16 protein-coding genes are annotated in these 17,555 nt (G+C 46.1%); 10 read left to right on the forward strand and 6 right to left on the reverse strand.

All coding sequences use genetic code 11. The annotated features are described in order from the left end of the window. Nucleotides 1–62 precede the first annotated feature (62 nt). Nucleotides 63–581, forward strand: coding sequence for a gluconokinase, GntK/IdnK-type (locus ACTHR7_RS06715; protein WP_107868321.1), 519 nt, complete (start codon nucleotides 63–65; stop codon nucleotides 579–581). A gap of 60 nt (nucleotides 582–641) precedes the next feature. Here ACTHR7_RS06715 and dtd read toward each other — a convergent pair whose 3' ends face one another. From dtd to ACTHR7_RS06745, 6 genes are all read right to left on the reverse strand, one after another. Beyond that, nucleotides 642–1,103 (reverse strand): D-aminoacyl-tRNA deacylase, encoded by a 462-nt coding sequence (gene dtd / locus ACTHR7_RS06720; RefSeq protein ID WP_285071140.1) that lies wholly within the window; start codon nucleotides 1,101–1,103, stop codon nucleotides 642–644. 96 nt (nucleotides 1,104–1,199) lie between these two features. After that, nucleotides 1,200–1,964: a peptidyl-prolyl cis-trans isomerase gene (locus ACTHR7_RS06725; RefSeq protein ID WP_440370554.1), complete on the reverse strand. Its 765-nt coding sequence runs from the start codon at nucleotides 1,962–1,964 to the stop codon at nucleotides 1,200–1,202. 44 nt (nucleotides 1,965–2,008) lie between these two features. Beyond that, entirely contained in the window at nucleotides 2,009–2,881 is an 873-nt protein-coding gene (locus ACTHR7_RS06730; protein WP_440370555.1) for a peptidylprolyl isomerase, read from the reverse strand. A 69-nt stretch (nucleotides 2,882–2,950) separates the two neighbouring features. After that, complete coding sequence (locus tag ACTHR7_RS06735; protein WP_440370556.1) at nucleotides 2,951–3,223, reverse strand: BolA family protein; 273 nt, start codon at nucleotides 3,221–3,223, stop codon at nucleotides 2,951–2,953. Continuing rightward, on the reverse strand, nucleotides 3,220–3,510 hold the full coding sequence (locus ACTHR7_RS06740; protein ID WP_004519663.1) for a YciI family protein: 291 nt from the start codon (nucleotides 3,508–3,510) through the stop codon (nucleotides 3,220–3,222). The genes ACTHR7_RS06735 and ACTHR7_RS06740 overlap by 4 nt, the downstream gene beginning before the upstream one ends. After that, entirely contained in the window at nucleotides 3,510–4,043 is a 534-nt protein-coding gene (locus tag ACTHR7_RS06745) for a septation protein A (protein WP_070585001.1), read from the reverse strand. Before ACTHR7_RS06745 ends, ACTHR7_RS06740 begins: the two co-directional genes overlap by 1 nt. Nucleotides 4,044–4,396: 353 nt before the next feature. On the opposite strand from ACTHR7_RS06745, the gene ACTHR7_RS06750 reads away from it, so the two are divergent. From ACTHR7_RS06750 to ACTHR7_RS06790, 9 genes are all read left to right on the forward strand, one after another. Beyond that, nucleotides 4,397–6,313 carry a FimV/HubP family polar landmark protein gene (locus tag ACTHR7_RS06750; RefSeq protein WP_440370568.1) on the forward strand — a complete coding sequence of 639 codons (1,917 nt, stop codon included), beginning with the start codon at nucleotides 4,397–4,399 and terminating at the stop codon, nucleotides 6,311–6,313. A 231-nt stretch (nucleotides 6,314–6,544) separates the two neighbouring features. Then, nucleotides 6,545–7,390 carry a tRNA pseudouridine(38-40) synthase TruA gene (gene truA / locus ACTHR7_RS06755; protein WP_285071145.1) on the forward strand — a complete coding sequence of 282 codons (846 nt, stop codon included), beginning with the start codon at nucleotides 6,545–6,547 and terminating at the stop codon, nucleotides 7,388–7,390. Nucleotides 7,391–7,703: 313 nt separating this feature from the next. Next, nucleotides 7,704–8,792, forward strand: a complete 1,089-nt coding sequence (gene porB / locus ACTHR7_RS06760) for a trimeric porin PorB (protein ID WP_440370557.1) — start codon at nucleotides 7,704–7,706, stop codon at nucleotides 8,790–8,792. Between the two features lie 410 nt (nucleotides 8,793–9,202). Continuing rightward, nucleotides 9,203–11,551, forward strand: a complete 2,349-nt coding sequence (locus ACTHR7_RS06765; RefSeq protein ID WP_440370558.1) for a 4Fe-4S binding protein — start codon at nucleotides 9,203–9,205, stop codon at nucleotides 11,549–11,551. A gap of 109 nt (nucleotides 11,552–11,660) precedes the next feature. Further along, complete coding sequence (gene nosZ, locus ACTHR7_RS06770; RefSeq protein WP_070583437.1) at nucleotides 11,661–13,628, forward strand: TAT-dependent nitrous-oxide reductase; 1,968 nt, start codon at nucleotides 11,661–11,663, stop codon at nucleotides 13,626–13,628. 197 nt (nucleotides 13,629–13,825) lie between these two features. Further along, nucleotides 13,826–15,187: a nitrous oxide reductase family maturation protein NosD gene (locus tag ACTHR7_RS06775; RefSeq protein WP_432757690.1), complete on the forward strand. Its 1,362-nt coding sequence runs from the start codon at nucleotides 13,826–13,828 to the stop codon at nucleotides 15,185–15,187. Between the two features lie 59 nt (nucleotides 15,188–15,246). Continuing rightward, complete coding sequence (locus ACTHR7_RS06780; RefSeq protein ID WP_003684436.1) at nucleotides 15,247–16,140, forward strand: ABC transporter ATP-binding protein; 894 nt, start codon at nucleotides 15,247–15,249, stop codon at nucleotides 16,138–16,140. Beyond that, nucleotides 16,137–16,967 (forward strand): ABC transporter permease, encoded by an 831-nt coding sequence (locus ACTHR7_RS06785; protein WP_293205203.1) that lies wholly within the window; start codon nucleotides 16,137–16,139, stop codon nucleotides 16,965–16,967. The genes ACTHR7_RS06780 and ACTHR7_RS06785 overlap by 4 nt, the downstream gene beginning before the upstream one ends. Beyond that, nucleotides 16,964–17,458, forward strand: a complete 495-nt coding sequence (locus ACTHR7_RS06790) for a nitrous oxide reductase accessory protein NosL (protein ID WP_293205200.1) — start codon at nucleotides 16,964–16,966, stop codon at nucleotides 17,456–17,458. Before ACTHR7_RS06785 ends, ACTHR7_RS06790 begins: the two co-directional genes overlap by 4 nt. The last annotated feature ends 97 nt before the right edge of the window (nucleotides 17,459–17,555 follow it).

Raw genomic sequence — 17,555 nt, forward strand, 5'->3', positions numbered from 1 at the left:
AGATAACACAATCCGCCCGTTTTTAAATACCGTTAAAATCTAGATAAACAAGGAGTAGAAAAATGACGACACATTTTGTCATGATGGGCGTGTGCGGTTGCGGTAAAACCACTGCCGCGCTGTCTTTGCAAAAACATCTCAACCAATGTCCGTATGCCGAAGGCGATGATTTCCATACACAAGCCAATCGCGACAAGATGGGTGCCGGTATTCCGTTGACGGATGAAGACCGCTATCCATGGCTGGGCAACTTGCGTGATTGGATGACGGAGCAGGCAAAAAATGGGGAAAAATATTCCATCGTTACTTGTTCCGCACTCAAGCATCACTATCGCGATATTCTGCGTGGTGCGGAAGGGAAGGTGGCTTTTATCCATCTGACTCCGCCTCAAGCAATTAATCTCGAGCGTATATTATCGCGTCAGGGGCATTATATGAAAGCCGGAATGCTGGATTCGCAGCTGGAGATTTTGGAAGAGCTGGGTGCTGATGAGTACGGTGTCAAAATCGACAATCCAGGTTCGCCTGAAGCCGTTGAGGCAGATATTGTGAACTGGGTGAAAGCGCAAGGCTTGATTTAGTAATGATCAGAAATGGAAAGGCCGTCTGAAATATTTCAGACGGCCTTTTTTTGATGGGATTTAGAATGTTTTTTGCGAGTCAAGCAATAAGGTAACCGGCCCGTCATTGCAAAGGGAAACCTGCATATGGGTTTGGAATCTGCCGGTTTCGACGGTCAATCCATGTTCGCGCAAAAGTTGCGCGGTGTATTGATAAAGCTTGTCTGCTTGTTCGGCAGGGGCAGCATTGGAGAAGGACGGACGGCGGCCGCTGCGCGCATCGGCGTAAAGGGTAAACTGGGAAACCAGTAATATCGAGCCGCCGACATCTTTGAGCGATAAATTTAATTTGCCGTTTTCGTCTTCAAAGATACGTAGATTGGCGGTTTTATCCGTAATGTATTTGGCGTCCGCTTCTGTATCGGTGTGGGTAACGCCGAGCAATATCATAAATCCGTTGTTGATTTCGCCGCAGGTTTCGCAGGAGTTTTCGGACAAAACGTCAACTTTGGCATGGGTAACTTTTTGGATAACAGCACGCATGATGTTTTTGAATAAAAGAAGTTGGTAAAAAAGGGCGTAAGATACGCCCTCTGTGGTCAAATATGGTTTCAGACGGCCTGAAACCATTGAATCAATTTACGGATTAATGCCGTTTTCTTTTAAGATGCGTTCGATCTGATTCTCGACTTTTTCTCGTTTGACAGCTTGGGCAATCTGATTACGCACCAGTTCGAAAGGTTCGGCATTAGGATTACGCTCTACGGCACTGAGTTTAAACAGATAAAAACGGTTTTCCATCTGAATCGGCTCATGTGTTACATCACCTCGGTTCATGTTGGCAAAAGCGGTAGCCAGTTGAGGAGAGAGCTGTTGTGGAGAGATGAAGCCGTCGAACTCTTGTTCAGGGTTGGGATAGCGTTTCATCAGTTCTTCAAATGACAAGCCTTTGAGCAGCAGTTCTTGCGCGGCGCGTACTTCGTCGGCTGAAGCAAAGCTGACTTGTTGCAGCTTGATAATGCGTGTTTGCTGGTCGTAGAAACGGCGCAACTCAGCATCGTCAACCGCGGTTTGACGTTCTAGATAAGCAGCGTATTGGTTGGCATAAAACTCAGCTTCAACGTTTTTAAGCTGATTCTGCACTTCTGCATCTTTGTCCAAACCAGCCTTGATGGCTTCATTTTTCAAAATTTCCAAAGTCTGCAAACGTTTAACCACATCTTTGCGGATTGCCTGGCCATCGGGTTTGGCAGTCTGGTTGGGATGTTGATCGGCCTGTCTCAATACTTCGGCGACCATGCTGTCGATACGGGCGGGATCGATTTCAGGCGCTTTGGCGGTTGCTAAGCTCACGGTTGACAAGGCGAGGATAGCCAAAACGGCAGTTTTGGGCTTGATGTTCATGTGAGTTCCTTATTGCCCGCCGCTATCACGGCGGGCACCTTATATTATTTGTTGACTTTGATGCTGGCTTTTTTCAGTAATGATTGAATGGCCGCATCAACACGGGCTGCCTGTAAGTCGCTGCCAATCTCGTTTTTAGCGACTTCGTAAGAAGGTATGGTAACGTTACGGCGGTCATTGACGTAGAAAACGGCGTACAGATTACCGTTTTGCAGTGGAGTTTTAGTGTACGCACCTTTTTTCAGGTCTTTGACTGCAGCGTAAAGCGGAGGCGCTGATTCTTGCAAATCTTTAAGCGGAACATAAGCTTTAGGGATGCCGCCGGCTTTTTTGGCCGCTTCGTCAATTGAGTATTGGTTCAATACCGAAACAAAGCTTTTTTTCGCATCCAAATCGGCAATGGCTTTTTGGGCATTGCTGTTGCTGTCGGTTAAGATTTCGCCCAGTTGGACTTCCTGAGTACCTTTATAGAAGTTGCTGAAATCGTTGTAAGCGGCTTTGACATCTTTTTCTTGAACAGGATTTTGACGGACGATATGTGCTGCAAAAGCTTGGCCCAATAAATCTTTTTCGAAAACTGCCCATTCGGTTTTGAATGTGGCTTTTTTATCTGCGCCTTGCTTGGCGGCATCAGCACGCGCTTGTTCCAATGCTGTTTTGAATTCAGCGCTTTGATCCAGTTTTAATTTTTTGGCTTCTTGGGTAACAACAGTGCTGATAACTTGGCGTTCAGTCAGCATTTGACGCAATTCAGGAGTGTCTTGAACGTTCGGGTTGCTGGCGCGTACGGAAGCAACTTGGTCATCGATAACGCTGCTGTCGATGGCTTGACCGTTGACGGTAACCAAAGTTTGGGCAAACAGGGTGCCGGAAGTCAGAGCAAGCATCAAGGCTGAAGCAAAGTAGGTTTTTTTCATTGTATTTCTCTTTTAAATTAATGATTGGAAATAAATTAATGATTAGAAATCAAAGTTTGGGCAGTCATCTTAATGGAAGTATTCGTCCGGCGTGGCCGCTTTGATACTGAGTGCATGAATCAGGCCGTCTGAAAACAAGTCTTGTAAAAGCTGCTTAATCATACGTTGCCGTTGGAGGCGGCCAATGTTTTCAAATGAGTTGCTGACCACCACTATAGCGTAATGCCCTCCGCCTTTATTACCGGCATGGCCGGCATGCAGATGGCTTTCATCTTCAAAATCGAAGAACTCAGGCTCAAGCGTCCGCAGGCGTTCCTCGATAATTTGACGCATATTGCTCATTTGAACACGGCTTTAAAGGGTTTAATCAATACTTCTGCGTATACGCCGGCATCGACGTAAGGGTCTTGTTCTGCCCATTCTTGTGCAGCGTCCAAAGATTCGAATTGAGCCACAATCAGGCTGCCGGAAACGCGTTCCGGATTATCTGGTAAAGGATTGGGGCCTGCAGTCAGCAGACGGCCTTGCGCTTTCAATTCTTCTAAGCGTGCTAAATGAGCAGGGCGTGCTGCCATGCGTGCTTCGTGGACATCTTCGGCATCAGTAGCCAAAAGCATGAAATATTCCATTATTGATCCTCCTTAGGCTGAAAACGCATCAGATACATACCCTGTGCGATGGAAAAAATGATTGTGAAACCCAATGTGCCGAACAGTTTGTAATTGACCCATTGGTCTGGAAAATATGTAAAGACAAAGAGGTTGGCCGCACCCATAAAAATCAGGAAGCCAATCCATGCATAAGTCAGGCGCGTCCATACAAAATCAGGTAGCTGCATTTCTTTGCCCATGACGGCTTTAAGCCCGTTTTTACCGGCAAGGTGGCTGAACAGCATGACGATGGCGCCGATCCAAAACAGAACGGTCGGTTTCCACATGATAAAGCGGTTGTCTTTCAGCAGAATCGTTGCGCCGCCAAAAAAGACAATCAAAATCAGGCTGACCCATTGCATGGTATCCAGTTTACGGTGTTTCCAAAAGGTCAGCGCAGCTTGGGCAATACCGACTATAACCGCAACAGCCGTTGCGGCAATCATGTCTTTGGTAATGATGTATGTGATGAAAAATAAGAATACGGCGAATAAGTCGCTCAAAATCTTCATATGTTAATGATGAAACTAATTGAGTAAATGCTAATCATACAGGGAGATGTGTTTTTTTGCACCTTTCCCCTTAACTTCAATACCACATATATTTATATAAAATATTTGTTTTGGGTTGGCGAAATTTGTAAAAAAGAAACACAAGCATGCAAAAGTAATAGATTTGCTAAGGAATTTTAGGCTGAATAGCCTCTATTGCTTGGCAGGGATGGGTTAAAAATATATCATGACGTAATATCCAGTAAATATATGGTTAAATGCGCGCACATTGGTTAGTACCATAATTTTCGAACAGGGGATCCGTTTTGAAAAAACATCACAATATTAAATTAATTACAGCTTCTATCGCTTTAATGACATCGCTCAGTGCCTCTGCAGGTTTGGGCGGCTTGAACGTTCAATCTCATTTGGATGAGCCTTTTACAGGCAGCATCACTGTGACTGGTGAGGAAGCTCAGGCTCTGCTCAATGGCGGTAAGGCCACTATTTCAAATGGCAATTTGCGCGCGGCGGTACGCAAATCAGGCGATAAGGCAGTCGTTACTATCCGTTCTTCTAAAGCCATCAAAGATCCTGTTTTGGTTTTCCAAGTAGGTGTCGGCGCGCAATCGCGTGAATATACCGCTATTATCGATCCGGCCGGATATGATTCTAAAGATGCTGCATCTGTTCGTACCCGTCCGGCTACTGAATCTCAATCCTCCGAGCCGACACGCAATGCCCAACAGCCTGTAACTAAAAACAATAAAGCAGCAGGTAATCAGGTAGCTCAAGCGCGTAAGGATGTGCAGCGTAAGGCTGAGAAAAAACAAGTTCAGACGGCCCCTACTAAAAATGATACGGCCTCACGTTCAGGCAGACAGCATTTGGTGCGTACGGGTGAAACCCTGATTGCCATCGCGTCCAGCATCCGTCCGCAAGGTATGACCTTGGATCAAACCATCCAGGCTTTGGTAAATGCCAACCCGGATGTGTTTATCGATAATAATGCCAACCGTATGTTGGCAGGTAAAGTACTGAATATTCCAAACCGTAGCGAATTGCAACGCTTGGCTGCTTCTGCTCCTGTTAAAACCAATACGGCGACAGAGAAAGGCAATGAAACCGTCAATGCAACAGAAGCTAAAACAGAAAAACCTGTTGTTCAGCCTGAGACTCAAACTGAAGCCCAGGTTAAAGATGCTGGCGTAAATACACAGCAACAGGAAGAAGTGAAACAAGCTTCAGCTGAACAAACAGAACAAGCGGCATCTACAGCTGTTAATGAAAATGCCGCATCGACTGTTCCTGCGTCCGATGTTCAAGAAGCTATGGCTTCTGATGCCCAAGAGAATGTAGTGGCTTCTGAGCCTGTTACAACCACGGATTCTGTCGCGGAGCAAACAGAAAGCGAATCAGACGGCAATTTATGGAAATGGTTGTTGGCAGGTGGTGCAGCCCTTATTGCTGCTTGGTTGTTGCTGAAAGCTGCCGGTAAACGTAAAGATGAGCCGGAAGAAGCACCTGTAAGCCGTAAGGATGAAGAGAAGGCCGTACGGAAAAATGTTGCTGCTTCAGCTGCTGCGGTTGCTGCAACTAAAGTAACGCCGTCTGAAAAAATTCAAGACGGTCTGTTTATCGAAGATGATTTCGAAGATGATGTGGTTATCAATGAAGTAGAAGAATCTTCCACTATTAATGATGTCAAACTTGATTTGGGTAAGATTGACAATAGTCAGACAGGTATTCTTTCAGGTGCAGTAACGCATGATGCAGAGACAGAGCAACGTCGCTATGCTGATTGGGATAGTATCGAATCAACAGAAAGCGTGTACGAGCCTGAGCCGGAAAATCCGTATCAGCCGGTATCTGTTGTTATGCCTGAGCGAAATGAAGAGCCGCTAGAGTTTACAGTAGAAACGCCTGAAAATTCAGATGACCATGTGCTGCCATTCGATGTCAAGCAAGATCAGGACGTGCAAATTCAAGAAACCAAAGAAGAAGCAGAGAAAGAAGAAGCTGCTTCCGAGTTTGTGATTGAAGAAGGTGCATTGGAATGGGGATCTGAAGATATTTCAGTGGCCGCCGATAAAAGCAATAGTGAAAGAGGCTTTGTTTCAGAATCAGTCGGAATAACTGCACCGTTTGAAGCTAAATATGATTTGGCTAAGATGTACATCGAAATCGGTGATCCTGAAGCAGCTCGAGAAACATTGCAAGGGCTGATTGAAGAGGCTGAAGGCGATATTCTGCATAAAGCCCAAAAACTGATGAAAGAACTTGGCGCATAAGTGCCAGTAAAATGAAGATGCCGTTTCAGACGGCATCTTTTTTATGGTAAATTAAAAAGCAAGATTTTGGCTGAGTCTATTATCAGTTGGGTAAGATTTCAGCTTTATGTGATGGTTGAAGATGAAGGCCGTCTGAAATACATAATGGATGGAGGCGTGTGTTGATCACGCCTTTTTAATATTTTTTACTTACGCGTAGGCAATAATATCAATTTACAAGAAGTATAAGAAATGACTGAACAAGCAAATACAACAGGGCATCTGATGCAGCGTTGGGCTTTGACCCTCTCTTATGATGGAAGCCGTTTTTATGGTTGGCAAAAACAGGCTGGAAATTTGCCGACTGTTCAGACGGCCTTAGAGCAGGCGTTATCTTCAATAGCAGGGGAGCGAATTAATACCATTGTTGCGGGAAGGACGGATACGGGTGTGCATGCAACTGCCCAGGTAGTGCATTTTGATGCATCAGTAAGTCGTCCGGAGCAAGCATGGGTGCGTGGTGTCAATGCACATTTGCCTGATGGTGTTGCTGTGTTGGTTGCGCAAAAAGTTGTACCTCATTTCCATGCCCGATTTGATGCTTATGGCCGCCATTATCGCTATTTATTGGAATCCTCACCGGTTCGTTCCCCATTATTGGTTGGCAGAGTAGGGTGGACGCATTTGAAATTAGATTTAAATCTGATGAGGCAGGCTGCTGCCTTGTTGGAGGGTGAACATGACTTTTCCAGCTTTCGGGCGGCTGAATGTCAGGCGAAGTCCCCTATAAAGACACTATATAGTACAAAGATTAGTGGAACTTCTCGCTATCTGTGCCTTGATTTGCATGGAAATGCATTCTTGCATCATATGGTACGCAATATTATGGGGGCATTGGTGTACGTAGGTAGTGGCAAAATCAGTGTAGATGAGTTTGAGTCGGTCTTTCATGCAAAAAGCAGATTGAAGGCTCCGCCAACTTTTATGTCTGATGGTCTGTATTTAACAGGTGTTGACTATCCTGATGAGTTTGGGGTGACGCAACTATCTTTGCCCGAGTGGATGAGCGTTCTAGGTAATGATTTTCAGACGGCCTGACTGCGGATTGTTGGTATAAAAGCAACAAAATAGCGTGATTGATGTGTAAACTGATAAAGTGTTGTAAAAATGCAAATTTTGATTTTGAAGAAATTTATCATTGATTTTAAATAATAAATTTCTATTTTCTGGGTTGTCTCTGCCTTTGTTTGGTTTCTGTGGTAGTGGGGGGGAATTGAATAAAGTTTGTTTTTTTAGAAAGGAACAATTATAGTGACAGTCATGGAATCGCTGATTCCAGCGATAAAGTAAGCCTAAGCGGATTGTCCGGTCTGCTTAAGTTATTTCTTCACAATAGAAAAGGAATACAGCAATGAAAAAATCCCTGATTGCCCTGACTCTGGCGGCTCTGCCTGTTGCAGCTATGGCTGACGTAACTCTGTACGGCCAAGTAAAAGCCGGTGTTGAAGTATCCAAAGTAAAATTGGGTGAAAAAACCGCTACTGCACTGGGTAAAGAGAAAAGCTCTAAAACTGCCACTGAAATCGCTGACTTCGGTTCACGCATCGGTTTCAAAGGCCACGAACACTTGGGTAGTAACCTGAATGCTATTTGGCAAGTTGAACAAAAAACTTCTATCGCCGGTGGTGACTCTGGTTTCGCTAACCGTGAATCTTTCTTGGGCTTGGAAGGCGGTTTCGGTAAAGTTCGTGCCGGTAACTTGAATACTGCTCTGAACGACAGCAGCGATAGCTTCGACCCTTGGGAATCTAGTGATGCTAACGCAGACGCTCTGCAATTGGGTAAAATCAAACGTGTAGATTCTCGTAAAGTATCTGTACGTTACGATACCCCTGTATTTGGTGGTTTCAGCGCAAGCGTACAATACCAACCACGTGACAATGCTAACCCTAGCGACAAATATACTCACACTGTGAAAAGCCGCGAGTCTTACGACTTGGGTCTGAACTACGAAAACTCTGGCTTCTTCGGTCGCTATGCTGGTTCTTATGCTAAACGTGCTGACTTGACTGCTGATTACTTGAAAGTATTCAACCGCAACAATAATTTGGCTGCTGGTACTTACAAAGATCACCAAGCTCACCGTCTGACTGCTGGTTACGATGCTAACAACCTGATGGTTGCTGTTGTAGGTCAATACGAAGGCTTCAAAGCTGACGTAGCTGGTGCTAAGAAAAACGAACGTACTGAAGTTGGTGCAACTGCTGCTTACCGCTTCGGCAACGTAACTCCTCGTGTTTCTTACGCTCACGGCTTCAAAGCTAAAGAAGAAGGCGTGAAACAAGAGAACAGCGCTTACAACCAAGTTATCGTTGGTGCTGACTACGACTTCTCTAAACGCACTTCTGCCCTGTTGTCTGCCGGCTGGTTGAAAGAAGGCAAAGGCGATACTAAATACGAGAAAACTGCTGGTACTGTTGGCCTGCGTCACAAATTCTAATCTGACTTAAGATTAGTCTAAAAAGGAGCCTGTTTTATACAGGCTCTTTTTGTTTTTGTAGGGAATGTATTTTGTTATTGCAGGGGCAGGTTAAAGTATTTTCGATATTTTCAGACGGCTTATGAAAATCTAAGTCAGATTATATTCTATTAAATATATGCTAAATAAAATATTGGAAATTGTTTTGAGTATTATTATAAATAAGTTAACAATATAAAGATGGTCATTGATTAAGTTGATTTTCCTATATTTCATGTCGACTAATAAAAGATTTATTTTTATAGTTCTAAAGTATTATTAGCATGTGGAATTTGGTTTTAAGATTTGTAAATTTGATTTTAATCAAATTATTGCTGATAGATGATTCATATAATATAAGTGTTTAGAGTATCGATATATCGGGAATAGCCATGTCCTGTCTTGAAATGAAGTGCTTAAGTGGCATTTGGAAACGAATCCTTGTGCTTTTTGCTGTGTTTTCTATGATGATAGTAAGCCTGCCTGCTTACGCGGAGCGCTTGCCTGATTTTTTGGCAAAAATTCAGCCTTCTGAAATTTTTCCTGGTGCTGATCGCTACGGCAAACCTGAAGGTAAGCCTTTGGTTGCTCGTGTATATAAAGGCGAAGAGCAACTTGGCTTGGTTTATATCACGACTGATGTGGTTAATACGCGCGGTTATTCGAGTAAGCCGATCGATACGATGATTGCATTGGCCAATGATGGCACTATTGCCGGAGCAAAATTGGTTGAACATCATGAACCAATTATGCTGATTGGTATTCCGCAATCCCGTGTTGATAAATTCATTGATAAATATATTGGCTTAAATTTTATTAAAAATCCTCCGCAGCCTGGCGTGGCTCCTGGTGATATCATCAGTGGTGCGACTGTAACGTTAATGGTGATTAACGACAGTATTCAGCGTTCTGTCAAATCGGTTATTCATCAATATCATTTGGGTACGGATAAAGCGACTCAAGCCGGTGCTGCTGCCGCTTCTGGTGAACAAGCTGCAAATGAGCCTGCGGTTCAAACCCGTCCTCGTCGTGCTGTGAATTCTGATAAACAAGATATTCAGTCTTGGAATGCACTGTTAGAACAAAAAGCTGTTGGTCATCTGCATATTTCTGTTGACGATATCAACAAACTGTTTGAAAAAGGCGGTAAAGCAGGTGTTACAGACCATGCAGAGCAGGGCGATGGTAATGATACATTCGTTGATTTATATGTTGCTTTGGTCAGCCAACCTTCTATCGGTAAAAGCCTTTTGGGTGAGGCAGGTTGGAATAATCTGCAAAAACGTTTGCAACCAGGTCAACAGGCGATTATGGTTGCCGGTGAAGGCCGATACTCTTGGAAGGGCTCAGGCTATGTGCGTGGCGGTATCTTCGACCGTATCGAAATGATTCAGGGCGATACCAGCTTCCGTTTTACTGATGCACAACATGAGCGTGTAGTTGCTTTGGCAGCGGAAGGTGCGCCTGCATTTAAAGAGGTTTCTTGGTTTACCATCCCTGAAGGTGTGGAATTTGATGCTGCCGAGCCATGGCGTTTACAACTGATGATTCAACGGGTGTTGAGCGTTAACGATAAAGCTTTTGTGAATGCAGATTTGGATTACGAATTGCCAAAAGGCTACTATGTCGATGATCCAAAAGCGCCACCTGTTGAAATCAGCGCGCCGGTTGAGCAAGTTGCGGCTGCAGCTTCAGTTCCTGAAAGTACGGGTATTGCCGAAGATGCGACTGCTGGTGATGATGGTGTTTCCAACCAACTTTGGAAACAGGTTTGGAAAGCCAAGCAAGGTCAAATTATTGTTGTCGGTATTGCTTTGACAATTCTTCTGTTGGTATTCCTGTTCCAAGACTGGATTGTACGTTACGAAAAATGGTATGACCGTTTCCGCCTCTGCTTCCTGACATTTACCTTAGTTTATATTGGTTGGTATGCGCAAGCTCAATTATCAGTTGTCAATACGCTCACCTTATTCTCCGCGGTTTTGACTGAGTTTCACTGGGAATTCTTCCTGATGGATCCGCTGGTGTTCATTCTGTGGCTCTTTACAGCAGCGACCATGCTGTTGTGGAATAGAGGTACGTTCTGTGGTTGGCTGTGTCCTTTCGGTTCATTGCAGGAGTTGACCAATCGTGTTGCTAAAAAATTGGGCGTAAAACAAATTACTGTGCCACATTTATTGCATACGCGCCTGACAGCCATTAAATATGTTATCTTCTTCGGTTTGCTGGCTATTTCCCTGTACGATTTGGGCACTGCTGAAAAATTTGCAGAAGTTGAACCTTTCAAAACCGCAATTATTCTGAAGTTTATGCGCGAATGGTGGTTTGTATTGTTTGCTGCAGCTTTGTTGATTGCCGGTTTGTTTATCGAACGTTTCTTCTGTCGTTATCTGTGTCCTTTGGGTGCGGGTATCGCATTGCCGGGTCGCTTCCGTGTGTTTGACTGGCTGCGCCGCTATAAAATGTGTGGCAACCCTTGTCAGATTTGTACACATGAATGTCCGGTACAGGCTATTGCACCAGAAGGCGATATCCATCCGAACGAATGTATCCAATGTCTGCATTGCCAGGTAATGTATCACCACGATACGCGTTGTCCTCAAGTAGTGGCAACGAATAAGAAAAAACAAAAACAAGCGGCGGCAAAATCTGAGCAGCATGATGCGGCAGCAACGCAAAATGCCCAAGAACAAGTTGTTCGGTTTGTTAAAAAAGAATCAGCAATTAGTGTTGATAAGTAGTTATTTATAAAATAAAAGAGGGCTGTATCGGCAGCCCGACTTAGAAATTTTTTCATCGGCAGGCCGTCTGAAAAAAATCGGCCGCCGGATTTTATCCAAGGAGTGTCGTATGTCAGACGAAAAATTAGAACAAAACGGCTTAAGCCGTCGTTCATTCTTAGGTACTGCCGCTGCTTCCGGTGCAGGTATTGCCGGTGCCGGTTTGTTGGGCTTGGCCGGTTGCTCTAACGGTGAGGGTGATAAAGCTGCTGCTTCTGGCGCAGCTCCTGCTGAAAAAGCAGCTGCTCATTCTGCCGAGCCGGGCAAAATGACTTCCGAAGTGGGTCCAGGTGAACTTGACCAATACTACGGTTTCCTGTCAGGCGGTCAATCAGGCGAAATGCGCTTGATCGGTTTGCCATCTATGCGCGAACTGATGCGTATCCCAGTATTCAATATGGACAGCGCTACCGGTTGGGGTCGTACCAACGAGAGCCTGAGCGTTTTGAACGGAAATATTACGCCGGAAACCCGTAAATTCCTGCAAGATAGCGGTCTTCGTTGCTACCCTAACGGCGACTTGCACCACCCGCACTTGTCTTTCACCGACCAAACTTACGATGGCCGTTATGCTTACGCCAACGATAAAGCAAACACCCGTGTTTGCCGCGTCCGCTTGGATGTAATGAAAACCGATAAAATCATCGATATTCCTAATGCTTCAGGTATCCACGGTCTACGTCCGCAACGTTATCCGAAAACCGGTTACGTTTTTGCCAACGGCGAACACATTGTTCCAGTTGACGGCGTAGGTAAATGGGATGATGCGAAAACTTGGAATGCCGTTTATACCGCAATTGACGGCGAAACCATGGAAATCGCATGGCAAGTTTTGGTAGACGGTAACTTGGACAACGGCGATGCCGACTACCAAGGTAAATACTCTTTCTCTACCTGCTATAACTCTGAACGCGCTCTGACTGTACAAGGTGCTTCTTCCAACGAGCAAGACTGGTGTGTGGTATTTAACCTAGCCGCTATCGAAGAAGGCATCAAAAAAGGCGACTTCAAAGAAGTTAACGGCGTGAAAATGTTGGACGGCCGTGCAGAAGCCAACTCTCCATACACCCGTTACATCCCTGTGCCTAACTCTCCTCACGGCTGTAACGCAAGCCCTGACGGCAAATACATCATGCTCAACGGTAAACTGTCTCCAACCGTTACCGTATTGGATGTCAGCAAACTGGACGATTTGTTTGCAGGCAAAATCAAAGAGCGCGATGTTGTCGTAGCCGAGCCTCAACTGGGTCTTGGCCCATTACACACTGCATTTGACGGTCGCGGCAATGCCTATACTACATTGTTTATCGACAGCCAAATGGTGAAATGGAACATCGACGATGCGATTAAAGCCTACAAAGGCGAGAAAATCGATCCGATCAAACAAAAACTTGACGTTCATTATCAACCTGGCCACAACCACACTACCATGGGCGAAACCAAAGAAGCCGACGGTAAATGGTTGGTGTCTTTGAACAAATTCTCCAAAGACCGCTTCCTGAACGCAGGTCCTCTGAAACCTGAGTGTGACCAATTGATCGACATCTCCGGCGATGAAATGCGTCTGGTTCATGACAACCCGACTTTTGCAGAGCCACATGACTTCTGTCTGGTTTCTGCTTCCAAAGTGAATCCAAGCAAAACTTGGGACCGCAAAGACCCATGGTTCTGGAAAGATGCTTTGGAACAAGCGCAAAAAGATGGCGTTGAGCTGGAAAAAGCCGCTAAAGTCGTACGCGAAGGCAACAAAGTACGCGTGTACATGACTGCCGTTGCGCCTGCATTCAGTATCCCTCAATTTGAAGTGAACCAAGGCGACGAAGTGACCGTATACGTAACCAACGTTGAGACCATTGAGGACTTGACTCACGGCTTCACTTTGGAAGGCTACGGTATCGCTATGGAGATTGGCCCGCAAGCAACATCTTCTGTAACCTTCAAAGCAGTTCGTCCAGGCGTACACTGGTACTACTGCCAATGGTTCTGCCACGCATTGCACATGGAAATGTCAGGCCAAATGATTGTTAAACCAAAATAATTTTGGTTTGATGATTTAATCCTTTAGGCCGTCTGAAAAGACATTCTTTCAGACGGCCTTTATAGCAAAGCTGTTTGTCAGCTAGTTGGCAATGAGATATAAGCCATCATCAGACAGCTTTGCTATAACATCAAAATACCTGTTTCTGCATAGGTTTATCATGTAGAAAACAGGCCGTCTGAAATTGAGATATGATTATGACGCATACACCATCCCATCGTTCCAAATGGCAACGTGCCGCATTCGTATTGCTATTGGGCAGTATGGTTCAGACGGCCTTTGCCGCAGTCATCAACGTATCCGCACAAGACAATCTCAATGATGCTTTAGCGCGCGCCCAAGCCGGCGATACGCTCAAGCTTGCCTCCGGTACATACAAGACCAAACTCTATATCGACAAACCCATTACCATTGAAGGTCCGGCCGACCGCTCCGCCAAGATTGTCGGCGACAGGAGCGGGCGTACCATTGCCGTTCATGCGCCTGACGTAACTCTGCGCAATCTGACAGTTTCCAATTCAGGCTTGAGCCTGCCGGCCATGGATGCGGGCATTTATCTTGAGGAAACGGCTCCGCGTGCATTGGTTGAACACAATAATGTCTTGGACAACTCTGTTGGCGTGTACATTCATGGCGCGGCAGAATCGATGGTGCGCGAAAATAAGATTGTCGGGGAAGCCACATTGCGCGTGAATGAGCGCGGTAATGGCGTAACGGTTTGGAATGCGCCGGGTGCGCAAGTAATCGACAACGATATTTCCAAAGGCCGTGACGGTATTTTCTCCAACACTAGTACCAAAAATACCTACAAAGGCAATCGTTTCAGCGATTTGCGTTTTGCAGTGCATTATATGTACACCAACGACAGCGAGGTCAGCAACAACATCTCTGTCGGCAACAATATGGGCTATGTGTTGATGTTCTCAGAGCGTCTCAAGGTGTATGGCAATATCGCCGTAGGCAGCCGTGACCAAGGTATTATGCTCAATTACGTCAACTATTCCGATATTAACGACAACATTATCAACAAAGCCGGTAAATGCGTATTCGCCTATAACGCCAACTTCAATAAAATTTTTGACAACCATTTTGAAAACTGTCAAATCGGCATCCACTTTACCGCGGCTATTGAAGGCACAAGCCTGTCCAATAATTCGTTTATCAACAACGAAAGCCAAGTTAAATACGTCAGCACCCGTTTCCTTGATTGGGGAGAGGGCGGCCGAGGCAATTATTGGAGCGACAACAGCACATTCGATCTTGATGGCGATGGTTTTGGCGACAACGCCTATCGACCGAACGGCATCATCGACCAAATCATTTGGCGCGCCCCCGTGTCCCGTCTGCTGATGAACAGTCCTGCCGTCAGCATTGTCAAATGGGCGCAATCTCAGTTCCCCGCTATTTTACCGGGCGGCGTCATCGACAGTAAGCCATTGATGAAACCGATCAGCAACAAAACAAGCACCAAATACGAAGCCATGAAGGATGAGCTGTTGCACGAAGCCAGTACGCGCCAATCCGATTGGAGTGATGCCGAAAACGGATCTTTGAATTAAACATGTTTTCAGACGGCCTTTTGAATGAGGCCGTCTGAAACAGCACAAAGGAATTATTCATGACCAACCACGTCGAATTAAGAAACGTGACCAAACAATTCGGCAGTCAAAAAGCCGTCAACCAAGTCGATTTAGTCCTCAAAGCAGGCGAAAGCGTCGGCATGGCAGGGCATAACGGTGCAGGCAAATCCACCATCATGAAGCTGATACTCGGCCTGATTACACCGACCGAAGGCGAAGTTATGTTGCTGGGCGAGCGTACCGGCAGCAAGGCAGGCGCACTGCTTCGCAGCCAAATCGGCTACCTGCCTGAAACCGTCGCGCTTCATCCTTCATTGACCGGCATTGAAACTATGGATTTCTATGCCAAGCTGAAAAAACAGCCCTTGAGTAAAAACCGTGAGTTGTTGGAACGCGTCGGCATTTCTCAAGCGGCACGCCGCCGTGTCGGCACTTACTCCAAAGGTATGCGCCAGCGTCTCGCTTTGGCACAAGCCTTGTTGGGCGAGCCTAAAGTCTTATTGTTTGACGAACCGACCACAGGCCTTGACCCGGCTTCACGCCAAATGTTTTACGAAGTCGTGCGCGAGCTGAATGGACGCGGTGCGACCGTATTGCTCAGCACGCACGCGCTTGCCGAACTCGATGGCCACGCCGACCGCATTATCGTCATGAAAAACGGTGTGAAAGTTGCCGATGGCAGCATGGATGAGTTGCATGTTCAAAGTGGTTTGCCGTTGACCGTCAATGTTCGTTTGAAAGAAGCGCGTCCGTTGAGCGAGCGTTGGCAGCCGCTTTCAGACGGCCTGTCGTATAAAGCGCAATGTAAAGCCGAAGAGCGTATGGGGCTTTTGAGTGAATTGGGTGATTTGGGCAACCTTGCCTATATCGATATCCATACCCCGACACTTGATGATATGTACGCACAATTCTTAAAAAGGGAAGACGTATGAACCCCGTTTGGATTATTACCGGTAAAGAAGTCCGCGACAGCCTGCGCAACCGTTGGGTACTCGCCGCCGCGCTTCTGCTTGCCGCGCTTGCCCTGTCATTGGGTTTCCTGGGCAGCTCGCCCACCGGCACAGTCAAAGTCGATCCGTTGACCGTTACCGTTGTCAGCCTCTCCAGCCTGTCGATTTTCCTGATTCCGCTGATTGCGATGTTGCTCTCTTATGATGCGCTGATTGGCGAAATCGAACGCGGCACGATGGCGTTGTTGTTGAGCTATCCGATTTCGCGCAACCAAATCCTTGCCGGCAAATTTATCGGCCATCTCATCATCCTTGCCCTTGCCACCACGGCAGGCTATGGATTGGCCGGCATTACCCTCCAGCTTGCCAACGGCGGCTTTGACCTTGCCGCATGGAAACCTTTTGCCCTCCTGATTGTTGCCAGCGTGATTCTTGGTGCAGCCTTTTTGTCTATGGGTTATTTGATCAGCGCGAAAGTTAAAGAACGCGGTACTGCCGCCGGTATCGCCATCGGCGTATGGCTGTTTTTTGTGGTGATTTTCGATATGGCGCTTTTGGGTGTTTTGGTTGCCGATACCGAACAAGTCATTACCGCGCCTGTCGTAGAAACCATTCTCTTGTTCAATCCTTCCGACATTTACCGTCTGCTCAACCTGACCGGTTATGAAAACACCGCGATGTACGCAGGTATGGTCGGTTTGAGCGATCAAATCAGCCTGACTATGCCGGTTTTGCTGACGGCGCAGGTATTATGGGTTATCATTCCTTTGGTCTTAGCCGCCTGGATTTTCGGAAAGAGACAAATATGAGAAAAATATTATTTACAGCATTCACCATCCTTGCTTTATCTGCTTGTAGCAAAGAGGAAAATACTCCTCCGCCTACGCCCCAACGAATCAGCGACAGCGCAGTCGGTCATTACTGCAGCATGAACTTGACCGAACACAACGGCCCTAAAGCGCAAATCTTCTTGAACGGCAAACCTGACAAACCGGTTTGGTTTTCCACCATCAAGCAGATGTTCGGCTACACTAAACTGCCTGAAGAGCCCAAAGGCATTCATGCTATCTATGTTACCGATATGGGCAAAGTCAAAGATTGGGAAAAACCCAATGCCGACGCCGAATGGATAGATGCGAAAAAAGCCTATTACGTTATCGACAGCAGCTTTATCGGCGGCATGGGTGCGGAAGACGCGCTTCCGTTTGCCGACAAAGCTCAGGCTGAAAAATTCGCCAAAGAAAAAGGCGGCAGAGTAGTCGGTTTTGCAGAGATGCCCGACGAATACATTTTCAAATAAAACAACCAATAAAGGCCGTCTGAAACAGTTTCAGACGGCCTTTGTGTTGGAAGCTGCCGATTGCTGATTTAATGAATGCGGCTTTCAATATAAAGAT

It is taken from the genome of Neisseria sp. P0007.S010, assembly GCF_051962875.1.
Taxonomy (GTDB): Bacteria; Pseudomonadota; Gammaproteobacteria; order Burkholderiales; family Neisseriaceae; genus Neisseria; species Neisseria subflava_A.

What these genes read in the sequence shown, in the direction of transcription:
- ACTHR7_RS06715 (WP_107868321.1), top strand. Translation starts at nt 63, where the DNA reads ATGACGACACATTTTGTCATGATGGGCGTGTGCGGTTGCGGTAAAACC.
- dtd (WP_285071140.1), bottom strand. Translation starts at nt 1,103, where the DNA reads ATGCGTGCTGTTATCCAAAAAGTTACCCATGCCAAAGTTGACGTTTTG.
- ACTHR7_RS06725 (WP_440370554.1), bottom strand. Translation starts at nt 1,964, where the DNA reads ATGAACATCAAGCCCAAAACTGCCGTTTTGGCTATCCTCGCCTTGTCA.
- ACTHR7_RS06730 (WP_440370555.1), bottom strand. Translation starts at nt 2,881, where the DNA reads ATGAAAAAAACCTACTTTGCTTCAGCCTTGATGCTTGCTCTGACTTCC.
- ACTHR7_RS06735 (WP_440370556.1), bottom strand. Translation starts at nt 3,223, where the DNA reads ATGAGCAATATGCGTCAAATTATCGAGGAACGCCTGCGGACGCTTGAG.
- ACTHR7_RS06740 (WP_004519663.1), bottom strand. Translation starts at nt 3,510, where the DNA reads ATGGAATATTTCATGCTTTTGGCTACTGATGCCGAAGATGTCCACGAA.
- ACTHR7_RS06745 (WP_070585001.1), bottom strand. Translation starts at nt 4,043, where the DNA reads ATGAAGATTTTGAGCGACTTATTCGCCGTATTCTTATTTTTCATCACA.
- ACTHR7_RS06750 (WP_440370568.1), top strand. Translation starts at nt 4,397, where the DNA reads ATGACATCGCTCAGTGCCTCTGCAGGTTTGGGCGGCTTGAACGTTCAA.
- truA (WP_285071145.1), top strand. Translation starts at nt 6,545, where the DNA reads ATGACTGAACAAGCAAATACAACAGGGCATCTGATGCAGCGTTGGGCT.
- porB (WP_440370557.1), top strand. Translation starts at nt 7,704, where the DNA reads ATGAAAAAATCCCTGATTGCCCTGACTCTGGCGGCTCTGCCTGTTGCA.
- ACTHR7_RS06765 (WP_440370558.1), top strand. Translation starts at nt 9,203, where the DNA reads ATGTCCTGTCTTGAAATGAAGTGCTTAAGTGGCATTTGGAAACGAATC.
- nosZ (WP_070583437.1), top strand. Translation starts at nt 11,661, where the DNA reads ATGTCAGACGAAAAATTAGAACAAAACGGCTTAAGCCGTCGTTCATTC.
- ACTHR7_RS06775 (WP_432757690.1), top strand. Translation starts at nt 13,826, where the DNA reads ATGACGCATACACCATCCCATCGTTCCAAATGGCAACGTGCCGCATTC.
- ACTHR7_RS06780 (WP_003684436.1), top strand. Translation starts at nt 15,247, where the DNA reads ATGACCAACCACGTCGAATTAAGAAACGTGACCAAACAATTCGGCAGT.
- ACTHR7_RS06785 (WP_293205203.1), top strand. Translation starts at nt 16,137, where the DNA reads ATGAACCCCGTTTGGATTATTACCGGTAAAGAAGTCCGCGACAGCCTG.
- ACTHR7_RS06790 (WP_293205200.1), top strand. Translation starts at nt 16,964, where the DNA reads ATGAGAAAAATATTATTTACAGCATTCACCATCCTTGCTTTATCTGCT.